Annotated in this window: 13 protein-coding genes; 11 read left to right on the forward strand and 2 right to left on the reverse strand. The window is 41.6% G+C overall.

Translation table 11 applies throughout. The annotated features are described in order from the left end of the window. The first annotated feature begins 31 nt into the window (after positions 1-31). From sodA to HMPREF2704_RS00900, 9 genes are all read left to right on the forward strand, one after another. Entirely contained in the window at positions 32-637 is a 606-nt protein-coding gene (gene sodA, locus HMPREF2704_RS00860; protein ID WP_003006336.1) for a superoxide dismutase SodA, read from the forward strand. A 210-nt stretch (positions 638-847) separates the two neighbouring features. After that, entirely contained in the window at positions 848-2,320 is a 1,473-nt protein-coding gene (locus tag HMPREF2704_RS00865) for a helicase HerA-like domain-containing protein (protein WP_070845419.1), read from the forward strand. Between the two features lie 98 nt (positions 2,321-2,418). Further along, entirely contained in the window at positions 2,419-3,486 is a 1,068-nt protein-coding gene (locus HMPREF2704_RS00870) for a serine hydrolase (protein WP_042760211.1), read from the forward strand. A gap of 159 nt (positions 3,487-3,645) precedes the next feature. Next, entirely contained in the window at positions 3,646-4,335 is a 690-nt protein-coding gene (locus HMPREF2704_RS00875; RefSeq protein ID WP_024056304.1) for a Crp/Fnr family transcriptional regulator, read from the forward strand. 237 nt (positions 4,336-4,572) lie between these two features. Beyond that, positions 4,573-5,802 (forward strand): arginine deiminase, encoded by a 1,230-nt coding sequence (gene arcA / locus HMPREF2704_RS00880; RefSeq protein ID WP_070845421.1) that lies wholly within the window; start codon positions 4,573-4,575, stop codon positions 5,800-5,802. Between the two features lie 85 nt (positions 5,803-5,887). Next, entirely contained in the window at positions 5,888-6,904 is a 1,017-nt protein-coding gene (gene argF / locus HMPREF2704_RS00885) for an ornithine carbamoyltransferase (protein WP_070845423.1), read from the forward strand. 85 nt (positions 6,905-6,989) lie between these two features. Further along, positions 6,990-7,934 (forward strand): carbamate kinase, encoded by a 945-nt coding sequence (arcC, locus tag HMPREF2704_RS00890; RefSeq protein WP_003011576.1) that lies wholly within the window; start codon positions 6,990-6,992, stop codon positions 7,932-7,934. A 124-nt stretch (positions 7,935-8,058) separates the two neighbouring features. Further along, a complete protein-coding gene (locus tag HMPREF2704_RS00895) occupies positions 8,059-9,570 on the forward strand; it encodes a YfcC family protein (protein WP_049486413.1) in 1,512 nt (503 codons plus the stop codon). Between the two features lie 17 nt (positions 9,571-9,587). Continuing rightward, positions 9,588-10,922: a dipeptidase gene (locus HMPREF2704_RS00900; protein ID WP_070845425.1), complete on the forward strand. Its 1,335-nt coding sequence runs from the start codon at positions 9,588-9,590 to the stop codon at positions 10,920-10,922. Positions 10,923-10,951: 29 nt separating this feature from the next. Here the strand turns inward: HMPREF2704_RS00900 and HMPREF2704_RS00905 are convergent, their stop codons facing one another. Together HMPREF2704_RS00905 and queA are read right to left on the reverse strand one after the other, a co-directional pair. Beyond that, positions 10,952-11,422 carry an arginine repressor gene (locus tag HMPREF2704_RS00905; protein WP_003006364.1) on the reverse strand — a complete coding sequence of 157 codons (471 nt, stop codon included), beginning with the start codon at positions 11,420-11,422 and terminating at the stop codon, positions 10,952-10,954. A gap of 11 nt (positions 11,423-11,433) precedes the next feature. Next, the gene (gene queA, locus HMPREF2704_RS00910; protein ID WP_003006367.1) at positions 11,434-12,462 is read right to left on the reverse strand and encodes a tRNA preQ1(34) S-adenosylmethionine ribosyltransferase-isomerase QueA; all 1,029 of its coding nucleotides are present in this window, start codon (positions 12,460-12,462) and stop codon (positions 11,434-11,436) included. A 307-nt stretch (positions 12,463-12,769) separates the two neighbouring features. Between queA and HMPREF2704_RS00920 the strand changes: the two genes are divergently transcribed. Together HMPREF2704_RS00920 and HMPREF2704_RS00925 are read left to right on the forward strand one after the other, a co-directional pair. Continuing rightward, on the forward strand, positions 12,770-13,477 hold the full coding sequence (locus HMPREF2704_RS00920; RefSeq protein WP_049499268.1) for a glucosamine-6-phosphate deaminase: 708 nt from the start codon (positions 12,770-12,772) through the stop codon (positions 13,475-13,477). Between the two features lie 188 nt (positions 13,478-13,665). After that, a complete protein-coding gene (locus HMPREF2704_RS00925; RefSeq protein WP_070845426.1) occupies positions 13,666-15,012 on the forward strand; it encodes a DUF1958 domain-containing protein in 1,347 nt (448 codons plus the stop codon). Positions 15,013-15,063: the final 51 nt, after the last annotated feature.

The raw sequence follows: 15,063 nt of genomic DNA on the forward strand, positions 1-15,063 counted from the left end.
AAGTCAGTAATAAAGAAAAGAGGACCATAAAATGGCTATCATTTTACCAGAATTACCATATGCTTATGATGCATTGGAACCTTATATCGATGAAGAAACCATGCATTTGCACCATGATAAACACCATCAAACATATGTAAACAATGTGAATGCAGCTCTTGAAAAACATCCTGAAATTGGAGAAGACCTTGAAAGCTTGTTAGCTGATGTTGAATCCATTCCAGCTGACATTCGCCAAGCTGTGATCAACAATGGTGGTGGTCATTTGAACCACGCTCTTTTCTGGGAATTGATGACTCCAGAACAAACAGCTCCTTCAGCAGAACTTGCTGCAGCGATTGATGCTACATTTGGTTCATTTGAAGACTTCAAAGCAGCCTTCACAGCAGCAGCAACGACACGTTTTGGTTCTGGCTGGGCATGGTTGGTTGTTAACAAAGAAGGCAAACTCGAAGTGACTTCAACAGCAAACCAAGATACACCAATCTCTGAAGGTAAAACACCAATCCTTGGTTTGGATGTTTGGGAACATGCCTACTACGTGAAATACCGTAACGTACGCCCTGACTACATCAAAGCTTTCTTCTCAGTGATCAACTGGAATAAAGTTAATGAATTGTTTGCAGCAGCAAAATAATAAAATGAAGAAATCTATAGGAGCTAGTATTGGCTCTTATAGATTTTTTTATGTGCATCCGGAAAATCGGAGTATAATTTCTTGCGTTTGGTCAGGAAAATGATACACTAGTAGGAGTGTGTCTTACTTGTCTGAAGCCTGGTTTGAAGGGCCTAGGCAAGGAAAAGATAAACCTTAAAATGAAAACTGAAACATTCAGGGAGAAATGAAATGACTAGTATTACCATTACTAAAGGAGCCGTTGAGACGCCTATCTATTTGCGGATGTTGAATCGTCATGGCTTGATTGCAGGTGCAACTGGAACAGGAAAAACGGTTACGCTCAAGGTTCTAACAGAAAAATTAAGCAAAGAAGGCATTCCGGTCTTTCTAGCCGATATCAAGGGAGATTTATCTGGCTTAGCCAAAGCCGGGCAATGGACGCCAAAACTGGAAGAACGCTACAAGCTTCTTGGGATCACAGATCCGTTTGAGCCACAAGCTTTCCCTGTTCGATTGTGGGACGTCTTTGGCCAAGCTGGTCATCCTGTTCGTGCGACTGTCGAAGGGATGGGGTCATTGCTTCTTTCTCGTCTACTTGATTTGAATGAAACCCAATCAGGAATTCTCGCAATTGTCTTTAAAGTGGCCCAAGAGAAAGATTGGCCATTGATTGATTTGAAGGACCTGCAAAGCCTTTTAAAGGAAGTCTATGAACACAGCTCAGACTATTCGGCCCAATATGGCAATATCACCAAACAATCTGTCGGAGCGATCCAAAGAAGTCTCTTGGTTCTTGAAGAAGAAGGAGCAGACCAATTTTTCGGAGAGCCCGCACTTGATTTAAATGACTTTATGCAACTCGATGCATCTGGTCGTGGGTATATCAATATTCTTTCGGCTACAAAGCTCTTTCATTCACCAAAATTGTACTCAACCTTTTTGATTTGGATGCTGTCTCGTCTCTTTGAAACACTTCCAGAGGTTGGGGATCCTGAAAAGCCAAAATTGGTCTTTTTCTTTGATGAAGCGCATATTCTCTTCAAGGATGCAAGCAAGCTCTTTCTTGAGAAGGTCGAGCAAGTGGTACGCCTGATTCGTTCGAAGGGTGTAGGGATTTATTTTATTACCCAAAATCCTCAAGACCTTCCAGAATCTGTTTTGGCACAGCTTGGAAATCGTGTTCAGCATGCTCTTCGGGCTTATACACCCAAAGAAATGAAGGCGATTAAGGTTGCTGCCCAAAGTTTTCGTCCGAATCCAGACTTTGATACAGAAACAGTGATCACAGAATTAGGGACAGGGGAAGCCTTGGTTTCTTTCCTCAATGAAAAGGGGCAACCTAGTGTGGTTGAGCGTGCTTACATTCTCTCTCCTCAATCGAGTTTTGACCTCTTAAATGAGAGTGAACAATTGGCCTTGATCACGACATCGCCTTTCCATCAAAAGTATGCGACGACGATTGATCGAGAATCTGCCTATGAAAAATTAGCAGCTAAAGCAAGCAAGGAAGCACAAGAAGAAGAGCAAAAAGAAGCAGAAAAAGAACGAGCTGCAGCAGATAAGGCGGCTCAAAAACGTAGTCCAGGTCGTCCAAGAAAATCCAGTCTTGAAAAAGCCAAGGATTCCTTCTTGAGTTCCTTATTCCGGACGATTGCGCGTGAGATCGCTAAGCTAATTATGGGCTCCTTTAAACGGAAATAACCCTTTTATGAAAAGAAAAAAACTTTTTAAAAAGAAACCGTTTTCTCTTTCTGATAATTCTTGTTATTTTCAGTAGAATCTTTTATAATTAATCTCGTATGAAAAAATATTTTAATCTACGCTCGATCATGATTGCGGTCAGTATTTTATTGTGCTTAGTGGGAACAAGCGCACTGGGCTACTTGCATGTTACGCAACCAACAGCATCAGCAATTGAAAAAAAAGCAAAGAAAACAAAAGAAGCAAAAGAACAAGATATCGAAAAGTCTACCCCTGAGACGAAAAAACCACGTGTCAAATCTCCTGAAGCTAAGCAAGCAGTAGTAGATGCAGACATGGAAACGATGAGTGCTTATGGCCTTGTCTATGATTATGCTAATAAGGGTTTGGTAGAGGTTGTTCAGGATTTCCTAGCGGAAAGTGGGATTGATCCGTCACAAGTTGCCTTCACGTATCGCAATGCCATTACTGGAGAGCAATTTGCCATGAATGATCTTCAACCAATGACGGCAGGTAGTACCTATAAGCTACCCTTGAACATGTTGGTGGTGGATGAAGTTGCAAAGGGCAAACTGAATTTAACAGACCGATTTGACATTACCAATACCTACTATGAATATGTAGGGGAGCATGACAATTACGTTGCTGCCTTTGATGGAGCTATGTCTATCCCTGATATGCAGCGCTATTCATTGGTTTACTCTGAAAATACCCCAGCCTATGCTTTGGCAGATCGTTTAGGAGGCATGGAGCAAGCGCGTAAGTTGTTCAGTCGCTATGGTCAATCTCGTTCACCAGAGGTTAAAACCTTTAGCGAAGATAATAAAACGACAACGGATTATTACATCCATGTCTTGGAATATCTTTGGAATCATCAAGAAAAATATGCAGATTTACTAGAACTGATCGGGGAGTCTTTCCCAGGTGAGTACTATAAAAAATTCTTGCCAGATTTGGTGATTCAACAAAAACCAGGGTATGTTGCTGAAGCACTTAATGTGGATGCGATTGTCCATGAATCGACTCCTTATTTGGTTGCTATCTACACTGCAGGACTTGGAGGGACGACTCCAGAAAGTTCTGAAATCAGTGGCGTTGGTCTTTATCAATTGGGACAATTGGCTTATGTTATCAATGAATGGCATCGTGTCAATATGAATGAATAATCGACAAAAGGTCTGAGTTTTGCTCAGACCTTTTATTCTATCAAAGTAGGATGAAATTCACTTGGTGTTTCTAATTACTTTTCTGTTCTAAAGAGACTTCTTTCCCTTTTCTATAAAAAGTATGTTATACTACTAATAGTAATAAGAGGAAGTATAGACATGATTACAAAGGAAGATTACCAGTTGCTCCGCTCGCATCCAGCCTTTTCTGCGCTACCAGTGGAGCTATTTGATAAATTAGCTGTTGAAATTCATGCCAGGGATATCCCTAAAGGACAAATTTTATTTTATGCAGGAGATAGGCGGGAGCGCATTTTTCTTCTGACAAAAGGCTTTGCTCGTATTGAGCAATTTGATTCGTCTGACCAATTCTCCTATATGGATTATATTAAGAAGGGGGCTCTGTTCCCTTATGGTGGGATGTTCCAGGATGAGCGTTACCACTATACAGCTAGTGCGGTGACGGATTTGCGTTGTTTCGTGATTCCCGTCAACCTCTATGAATTATATGCCCAAGAGAGTAAGGAGCAGTTGCTCTTTATTATGAGAAAGCTCTCCTCCATCCTAGAATTTCAAGAGTTGCGCTTGCGCAATGTCGTGACAGCTAGTGCCAGTGAGCGCGTGATTCAATCCTTAGCCATTCTGTGCAAGGACTATGAAGGTCTAGGAAATCAGCTTCCATTTCCAATTAGTATGAAGGAAATGGCCAAATTAGCAGCCACAACCCGAGAAACTGTCAATCAAGTTTTAAAGAAACTCATTGATTCTCATAAGATCCAGTATGAGAGAAAACAACTAACTTTTCTAGATACAGCCTACTTTTTAAAAAGTTTTGAAGAGATCAACTAATTCGTTGATCTTTTTTTATTTTTTACAAAAAAATATATATTCATAAAAATAATATAAAAGGCAAAATATGCAAAGAAAACGCTTCATATTAACTAAAAAATAGGAAGGATTCAAAAAAACGCCAAATTCTTTGCATTCAAAAAGTAGAATCCTTTGTGAAAGCGGTACTAATAAAGAATATAATAACAATTGTAATAAGCTTGTGAACAAGCTCAAAGAAAAAAAGGAGGACTATAGATGTCTACACACCCAATTCATGTTTTCTCAGAAATTGGAAAACTGAAAAAAGTAATGTTGCATCGTCCAGGTAAAGAGTTGGAAAACTTGATGCCGGACTATCTTGAACGTCTTCTTTTTGATGATATTCCATTTTTGGAAGATGCACAAAAAGAACACGACAATTTCGCTCAAGCGCTTCGTAACGAAGGTATCGAAGTACTTTATCTTGAACAGTTGGCTGCTGAGTCATTGACTTCACCAGAAATTCGCGATCAATTCATCGAAGAATACCTTGAAGAAGCGAACATTCGTGGACGCCAAACAAAAGTTGCGATCCGTGAATTGCTTCACAGCATTGAAGACAACCAAGAATTGGTTGAAAAAACAATGGCAGGGGTACAAAAAGCTGAACTTCCAGAAATTCCTGAAGCTGACAAAGGCTTGACAGACCTTGTTGAATCTGACTATCCATTTGCGATTGATCCAATGCCAAACTTGTACTTCACACGTGACCCATTTGCTACAATTGGTAATGCAGTATCATTGAACCACATGTACGCAGATACACGTAACCGTGAAACTTTGTATGGTAAATACATCTTCAAATACCATCCAGTTTACGGTGGAAAAGTTGAACTTGTCTACAACCGTGAAGAAGATACTCGTATCGAAGGTGGGGACGAATTGGTCCTTTCTAAAGATGTCTTGGCAGTTGGTATCTCACAACGTACAGATGCTGCATCAATCGAAAAATTGTTGGTAAACATCTTCAAGAAGAACGTTGGCTTCAAGAAGGTATTGGCCTTCGAATTTGCGAACAGCCGTAAATTCATGCATTTGGATACAGTATTCACAATGGTGGACTACGATAAATTTACCATCCACCCAGAAATCCAAGGTAACCTTCGCGTCTTCTCTGTAACTTATGAAAACGAACAATTGAAGATCGTTGAAGAAAAAGGTGATTTGGCTGAATTGCTTGCTGAAAACCTTGGTGTTGAAAAAGTTACATTGATTCCATGTGGAGGTGGCAACGTCGTTGCTGCTGCACGTGAACAATGGAACGACGGATCAAATACTCTTACAATCGCACCAGGTGTGGTAGTAGTATACGACCGTAACACTGTTACCAACAAGAAATTAGAAGAATACGGACTTCGTTTGATTAAGATCCGCGGAAGTGAATTAGTTCGCGGTCGTGGTGGACCTCGTTGTATGTCAATGCCATTCGAACGTGAAGAAATCTAATAGAGAAGACTGAGAGCTGGTCTTTGGGGATCAGCTCTTTCTTCTGACTGATCAATACTAGAAAGAAAATAGGAGACAATTAGAAATGACAGATTCAGTATTCCAAGGACGTAGCTTCTTGGCAGAAAAAGACTTTACACGTGCAGAGTTAGAATACCTTATCGGACTTTCAGCTCACTTGAAAGACCTTAAAAAACGCAACATTGAACACCACTATCTTGCTGGTAAAAACATTGCGCTTTTGTTTGAAAAAACTTCAACTCGTACTCGTGCTGCCTTCACAACAGCAGCTATCGACCTTGGTGCTCACCCAGAATACCTAGGTGCAAACGACATCCAACTTGGTAAAAAAGAATCTACAGAAGATACTGCTAAAGTTCTTGGACGTATGTTTGACGGTATTGAATTCCGTGGTTTCAGCCAACGTATGGTTGAAGAATTGGCTGAATTCTCAGGTGTTCCAGTATGGAATGGTTTGACTGACGAATGGCACCCAACTCAAATGCTTGCAGACTACTTGACTGTTCAAGAAAACTTTGGACGCCTTGAAGGTTTGACACTTGTGTACTGTGGTGACGGACGTAACAACGTTGCAAACAGCCTTCTTGTAACAGGTGCTATCCTTGGTGTGAACGTACACATCTTCTCACCAAAAGAACTCTTCCCAGAACAAGAAATTGTTGAATTGGCAGAAGGATTCGCAAAAGAAAGTGGCGCTCATATCTTGATCACTGAAGATGCTGACGAAGCAGTGAAAGGTGCAGACGTACTTTACACTGACGTTTGGGTATCTATGGGTGAAGAAGACAAATTTGCAGAACGTGTTGCCCTTTTGAAACCTTACCAAGTAAACATGGATTTGATTAAGAAAGCTGATAACGAAGACTTGATCTTCTTGCACTGCTTGCCAGCCTTCCACGATACAAATACTGTTTACGGTAAAGATGTTGCTGAAAAATTCGGCGTAGAAGAAATGGAAGTTACTGACGAAGTGTTCCGCAGCAAATATGCTCGTCACTTTGACCAAGCTGAAAACCGTATGCACACAATCAAAGCGGTTATGGCAGCGACTCTTGGTAACTTGTACATTCCAAAAGTTTAAGACTTTATAACCGTATACCAACAGCTATAGGGGCTGGACTGCTAGCTTTAGTCCTGCCCCTATTTTTTATAGAAAGGGAAAACTTATGTCAAGAAAAATCGTCGTTGCTTTGGGAGGAAATGCTATTCTCTCATCTGATCCTTCTGCTCAAGCTCAACAAGAAGCACTTGTAGAAACAGCAAAACACTTAGTCAAATTAATCAAAAACGGGGATGACTTGATCATCACTCACGGTAATGGTCCTCAAGTAGGGAACCTTTTGCTCCAACACTTGGCAGCAAACTCTGAAAAGAACCCTGCTTTCCCACTTGATTCATTAGTTGCTATGACCGAAGGAAGCATTGGTTACTGGCTTCAAAATGCTCTTCAAAATGCTCTTCTTGAAGAAGGAATTGAAAAAGATGTGGCCTCTGTTGTAACACAAGTCGTTGTGGATAAGAATGACCCAGCTTTTGTCAACCTCAGTAAACCAATCGGTCCATTCTACTCAGAAGAAGAAGCAAAAGCAGAAGCTGAAAAATCAGGAGCAACTTTCAAAGAAGATGCTGGTCGTGGCTGGCGTAAAGTTGTGGCTTCACCAAAACCAGTGGATATCAAAGAAATCAATACCATTCGTACTTTGTTGAACGACGGTCAAGTTGTTGTAGCTGCTGGTGGTGGCGGTATCCCAGTTGTGAAAGAAGCAGATGGTAGCTTATCTGGTGTTGAAGCTGTTATCGATAAAGACTTTGCCTCTCAACGTTTGGCTGAATTAGTAGAAGCAGACCTCTTCATCGTCTTGACTGGTGTCGATTATGTCTTTGTGAACTACAACAAACCAGACCAAGCAAAATTGGAACATGTTAATGTGGCTCAATTGGAAGAATATATCAAACAAGACCAATTTGCACCAGGAAGCATGCTTCCTAAAGTGGAAGCTGCGATTGCCTTTGTAAATGGTCGCCCAGAAGGAAAAGCAGTTATTACATCACTTGAAAACCTTGGAGCTTTGATTGAGTCTGAAAGTGGAACAATCATCCAAAAAGACTAATGAAAAATTAGGAAAAAACTAGTATTTTAAAGCTTATTGTGATAGAATAAATCTATAGGTAAGCGTTTTACAAGATGCTCTTGTAAAACATCACTCACACTTTGTTGCGTTAGGAGGAAGACAAATGAGTGAAAAAACGAAAAAAGGATTTAAGATGCCTTCATCTTTTTCCGTATTGTTAATTATCATTGCTATTATGGCAGTGTTAACTTGGATTATTCCAGCTGGTCAATACAAGGTTGACGATGCAGGTGCTATCATTGCAGGTAGTTATGAATCTGTAAAAGCACATCCTCAAGGAATTTGGGATGTTTTGATGGCCCCAATCAATGCCATGCTTGGTAAAGCACCAACTAGTGCAGCGATTGACGTAGCCTTCTTTATCTTGATGGTCGGTGGTTTCCTTGGAGTTGTGAACGAAACAGGTACCCTTGATGTAGGGATTGCTTCTATCGTTCGTAAATACAAAGGCCGCGAAAAAATGTTGATTTTGATCTTGATGCCATTGTTTGCCCTTGGTGGTACCACTTATGGTATGGGTGAAGAAACCATGGCCTTCTATCCACTTCTTGTACCTGTTATGATGTCCGTTGGTTTTGACAGCTTGACAGGGGTAGCCATTATCCTTTTAGGATCCCAAATCGGATGTTTGGCGTCAACATTGAACCCATTTGCGACAGTTATCGCATCTGATACTGCAGGTATCTCAAGTGCTTCAGGTCTCTTACTTCGTGTGATCTTCTGGATCGTATTGACAGGACTTAGCACATACTATGTATACCGTTATGCAGATAAGGTTCAAAAAGACCCAACCAAATCTCTCACCTATGCAACTCGTGAAGAAGATTTGAAACACTTCAATGTTGATAGTGGCGAAGAAATTCCTTCACAAATGAACAAGAAACAAAAACGTGTCTTGGTCGTCTTCATCTCAACATTCGTTATCATGGTTGCTGGATTTATCCCATTCAAAGATTTGGGTATTACATTCTTTAACAACTTTAACGAATCTCTCCATAAAATTCCAGTACTTGGTCAATTGATCGGTAACACAGATGCTCTTGGTACATGGTATTTCCCACAAACAGCTATGCTCTTTGCCTTCATGGGAATCCTCGTTGGTATCATTTATGGCTTGAAAGAAGATAAAATCATTTCATCCTTCATGAATGGTGCAGCTGACCTCTTGAGTGTTGCTCTTATCGTAGCAGTAGCACGTGGTATCCAAGTCATCATGAACGACGGTATGATCACTGCGACAATTCTTCACTGGGGTGAAGAAGGACTGAAAGGTCTTTCATCTCAATTGTTCATTGTCTTGACTTACATTTTCTACTTGCCAATGTCATTCTTGATCCCATCATCATCTGGTCTTGCCAGTGCAACAATGGGTATCATGGCACCTCTTGGTAAATTCGTCAATGTACCAGGTAGCTTGATTGTCACAGCTTACCAATCTGCATCTGGTGTCTTGAACTTGATCGCACCAACTTCAGGTATCGTAATGGGAGCTCTTGCTCTTGGACGTGTTGACTTGAGTGCATGGTGGAAATTCATGGGTAAATTGGTCGTAGCGATTGTTGTGATCACCATTGCCCTTCTTCTACTAGGAACTGTGGTTCCATTCTTGCAATAGAATAAAGTAGGTGTTTCATGAAAAATAGAATAAAGAACGATGTAAAAGAGCAGTATTTAAACTCGCTTCAAACCATCATTTCTTACCCCTCAGTATTAAACGAAGGGGAAAATGGAACACCGTTTGGACAAGCTATCCAAGATGTCCTAGAAAAAACCTTAGAGCTTGCTCGAGAATTAGGTTTTCAAACATATATAGATCCTGAAGGATACTATGGATATGCAGAGATCGGTCAGGGGGAAGAACTCCTGGCCGTTCTTTGTCACTTGGATGTTGTTCCAGCCGGTGATCTAAAAGATTGGCAAACGCCACCTTTTGAAGCGACCATTGTCGGTGACTATCTAGTAGGTCGTGGTGTGCAGGATGATAAGGGGCCGTCACTCGCTGCCCTCTATGCAGTTAAGAGTTTGCTGGATGATGGCATCCAGTTTACCAAACGAATCCGCTTTATTTTTGGGACGGATGAAGAAACCTTGTGGCGCTGTATGAACCGCTACAACCAAATCGAAGAGCAAGCAGATCTTGGATTTGCACCGGATTCTTCTTTCCCATTAACCTATGCTGAAAAAGGCTTATTACAAGTGAAATTGCATGGTCCAGGTTGGGAGGATCTTCCCTTGCAGGCTGGTCAAGCCCTCAATGTTGTTCCAGACAAGGCGACCTATGCTGGTCATCGTTTGGAAGAGTTGCTTCCTGTTTTGGATCAAAGTGAGGTTCAGTATAGCCAAACAGAAGATTCTGTAACGGTTTTGGGTGTTTCTAAGCACTCTAAAGATGCAGCTGAAGGAGTGAATGCTATTGTCGGTTTAGCGGAAAGTTTATCCCTCATCCAACCCCATCCAGCTTTGCTCTTTATCGCAGATGCAGTTGGTGAGGATGCAACTGGTGAGGCTCTATTTGGCCCTATTTCAGATGAACCAAGTGGCGATCTTTCCTTTAATCTTGCGACCCTTGTGATCGATCAAGAACAATCGGAAATCGGGATTGATATCCGGATCCCCGTCTTAGCAGATAAGGATGCCTTGGTAGCTCGTTTGCAAGAAATTGCAGCTAGCTATCAGTTGGAATATGAAGAGTTTGATTATCTGGCTCCTTTATATGTTCCTTTGGATAGTCCTTTAGTCAGCTCTTTGATGGCCGTCTATCAGGAAGAAACTGGTGATAAGACACCAGCTATGTCTTCTGGTGGTGCGACATTTGCGCGGACAATGGGAAATTGTGTCGCTTTTGGGGCTCTTTTCCCAGGTGCAGAACAGACCGAGCACCAAGCCAATGAACGAGCAAAAATTGACGATCTCTATGCTGCGATGGAAATCTATCGAGAAGCCATTCAACGCTTAGCTACAACATAAAAAGTTTGGAAACTTGGTTTCCAAACTTTTTATTTACTAAAGAAGAAGGGTGGGGTGAATTCTTTTAATTTTTCAAAGCAATCCAAAGCTCCTTGGTTGTCTTCGCAGATAACCAAACAGACATCATCTCCACAGATGGTGGCTACAATTTCTTGGAGTTCCAATGCATCTAAGATAGCTCCAAAGGATTGGGCAAGACCTGGAAGAGTTTTTACAACGACCTGGTTTTGAACGGGCCGTAACATGACTAAGGCATCTTCCATATACATCCGCAGGCGCTTTTCCCAACGGGAAGGAGCGATGGTGTTCATGGCATAGTAGGAACTATCCCCCTCGTTAATTTTTACCAAATTCAAGGATTTGACATCCCGTGAAAGGGTGGACTGGGTAACGAGAACGCCATTGGCTTCTAAGGCTTCTTGGAGTTCTTGTTGGGTATGAATCCTACGCTCAGAAATGATCGAGCGGATCAAGCGGTGGCGACTTTCAATTTTATTCATGAGAGACTCCTTTACTTGATGAACATGGCATCCCCAAAGCTGAAGAAACGGTAGCGTTCTTGAATAGCATGGTGGTATGCTTCGAGGGTTAATTCACGGCCAGCAAAGGCAGAAACCAACATGACCAGAGTTGATTTTGGAAGGTGGAAGTTGGTTGAAAAGGCATCGACGACTTTCCATTCATAACCTGGTTTGATAAAGATATTGGTCCAACCTGAATCGGCTTGGATATCTCCATCAAATTTATTGCCAATCGTTTCAAGGGTTCGAATAGAAGTCGTTCCGACGGCCACGATGCGTTTTCCTGCAGCTTTTACCTGACGAAGGGTCGCAGCAGCTTCTTCAGAAAGTTGGTAGAATTCAGAGTGCATCTCATGGTCTTCAAGATTGTCCACAGATACTGGACGGAAGGTTCCCAGGCCCACATGAAGGGTCAAATAGACCAGGTGAACCCCTTTTGCTTCAATTTTCTGGAGCAATTCTTGGGTGAAATGAAGACCTGCCGTCGGAGCTGCAGCAGAACCATTTTCTTTGGCGTAAACGGTTTGGTAGCGTTCGCGATCAGCAAGCTTTTCGTGAATATAGGGAGGAAGTGGCATTTCACCAAGGCTTTCCAAGACTTCTAAAAAGATCCCTTGGTAGTGGAAGCGAACGATGCGCCCTCCATGTTCCAATTCTTCCTCGACGGTTGCGGTCAAACGACCATCTCCAAAGCTGACTGTAGCCCCTACCTTTAAGCGTTTTGCGGGTTTTGCCAAGACTTCCCAACAGTCATCTTGCGTATTTTTAAGGAGAAGGAATTCGACGTGACCACCTGTTTCTGGTTTGACCCCATGAAGACGGGCAGGTAGAACGCGCGTATTGTTCATGACAAGAGCATCTCCTGGCTCCAATTCATCCAAAATTGCATCAAAATGACGGTCTTGGAATTGCCCTGTTTTTCGATCGAGGATCAGGAGTTTAGAGGCATCTCGTTTTTCAAGAGGGGTTTGGGCAATCAGTTCTTCAGGCAAATCAAAGTCAAAGTCGTTAGTATTCATTTGCGCTCCTTTTATAATAAATTTGTGAGTAGATAGATGGTAGTCCCGACAGCTAAGAGCATCAGGCTGATTCCCATCAAAAAGATCAGGACCTTGAGAATCTTTCTTTGATGAATCAAGAAAGATAAGAGAAAGACAAGGAGTCCGATCAAAAAAATGATGAATAATAGTGATACAATCATACCTTTCATTATATCACGAATCGACTTGAAAATGAAAAAAATGCCAGAAAAAGATAGCGGTTTCACTTGACAAAAATTGGTCTATACCATATAATAAAAGCATAGAGAAATAGGAGGTCTATCCAATGAAAATTATTGAAGTAAAGGACCAAATTGAAGGTGGAAAAGTTGCCTTTGATATATTAAAAGAAACCTTAAAGGAAGGTGCTCAAACCTTAGGTCTTGCGACTGGAAGCAGTCCCCTTGAGTTTTATAAACAAATTCGTGAAAGTGATTTGGATCTGTCTAATCTAATCAGTGTGAACTTAGATGAATACGTAGGGTTGACGGGAGATGATCCTCAATCTTATCGGTATTTCATGGAGAAAAATCTCTTTGATGCCAAACCATTCAAAGAAAGCTATCTCCCATCGGGTGTAGAAGAATCTGCCGATCAAGAAGTGATCCGTTATAACAAAATACTCGAAGAGCATCCAGTGGACCTTCAAATCTTGGGAATCGGACGCAATGGGCATATCGGTTTTAATGAGCCAGGGACATCCTTTGATAGTCAGACCCACTTAGTTCAGTTGGATGCCTCTACCATTGAAGCTAATTCTCGTTTCTTTGATAAGATCGAAGATGTACCAACCCAAGCCATTTCGATGGGGATTGCCAATATCTTAGCTGCGAAATCAATTGTCTTGTTTGCTTATGGGGAATCAAAAGCCCAAGCAATCAAAGGTACAGTAGAGGGTGAAAGGACAGAAAAAGTGCCAGCTAGTGCCCTTCAAGGACATCCAAATGTGACCATTATTGCGGATAAGGAAGCCTTGAGCTTGTTAAATCGATAAAAAACAGGACCTATCGCCGATTTATTCGGGCCAGATAGGTTTTTTTCTGCTTCAAAATATGGTACAATACAAGTAATTATCTGCTGGGATTAGCTCTTTTCATCTACTGGGAGACAAGAGGAAAGGGCATGAGGGCTAGAAGCTTATTTTAGCCTCCAGCTGATTAGTCTGTTATAAAGGAAAAGTTTATGATAAAAAAATATTTGATCCATATTTGCCTCCTTCTGAGTCTCTTATGCCAGCCAATTCTAGCGAGTGCGGATGAATTGGTGGATATGGCGCAAAAGATGTATCCAAATGACAATGTCCAAGCCATTAACCGTCCACATTCTTCGCTTGTTATTGACGGAAATACGGGCAATGTTCTTTGGAAAGACAATATCGATGAAGTCAGAGATCCTGCCAGCATGAGTAAGCTCATGACGCTCTATCTCTTGTTTGAAGATATGGCAAATGGCAAGATCAGTAAGGATACAGTGATCAAGGCGACCGCTTCAGACCAAGCGATCGGAAAGATCTATGAAATCTCAAATAATAATATTGTTGCTGGAGTAGACTACACAATTCCTGAGTTGATTACCATGACAGTGGTTCCATCCTCAAAGGTATCGACCCTCATGTTGGCCAATCTTATGTCCAACAATGATCCAGATGCCTTTATCGAGCGCATGAATGCCAAGGCTAAGGAATTAGGGATGACCAACACGGTCTGGAATAACCCGAGTGGGGCGGCCATCTCCACCTTGCAAGGCTACTATCAGGTCAACAATTATCCAAACGATGCGGCCAACCAGACAACTGCGCGTGATTTAGGGATTTTGGTCTATCATTTTATCAATCAATACCCAGATATTTTAAACTATACCAATCAAGCACAAGTCACGGTCAAAAAAGGGACTCCATATGAGGAAACCTTTGATACCTACAATTATTCATTGCCAGGAGCCAAGTATGCCTTGAAAGGTGTGGATGGTTTGAAAACTGGTTCAAGCCCTCGTGGAGCTTTCAACTATATCGCGACCATCAAACGGGGCAATCAGCGCTTAATTGCTGTCATTATGGGCGTAGGAGATTGGGCAGACCAAGATGGGGAATATTACCGTCACCCGTTTGGCAATGCCTTGATCGAAAAAGCCTATAAAGATTTTGGCTATAAAAAATTGCTAGATGCAGGTGTCCAGAAGATTGACGGCAAGACCTATACACTTGAAAAACCCTTCTATGCAACGGTCAAAAAAGGTGCTAAAGAACCGACCCTTGCGGTAAAAAATGGCTATCTGACAGTAGATAATGATCTCTACACCTTGTCTGAAGGTATCCGAGATGATATGAAGGTAGAAGAAGGGGCCAAGCCAGAGCTTGTCAAAGAAACAGCAAGTGGGAAAAAGACAACGGCTAAGCACAGTAAATGGCTTTCGCTGGATCACTTCCTGATCTTGATTCCAATTCTCATTCTTGTCATCATTCTCTCGATTGAAAAACAAAGTCGTGAGAGACGCAAAAAAGAGGCTCAAAAGCGCTATAATAAAGAGTAAAATAAAACCTAACTGATTGTCAGTTGGGTTTTGTCATTGTCTCATTCCGAT

It is taken from the genome of Streptococcus sp. HMSC076C09 (genome assembly GCF_001837905.1).
In the GTDB taxonomy this organism is placed as follows: domain Bacteria; phylum Bacillota; class Bacilli; order Lactobacillales; family Streptococcaceae; genus Streptococcus; species Streptococcus parasanguinis_I.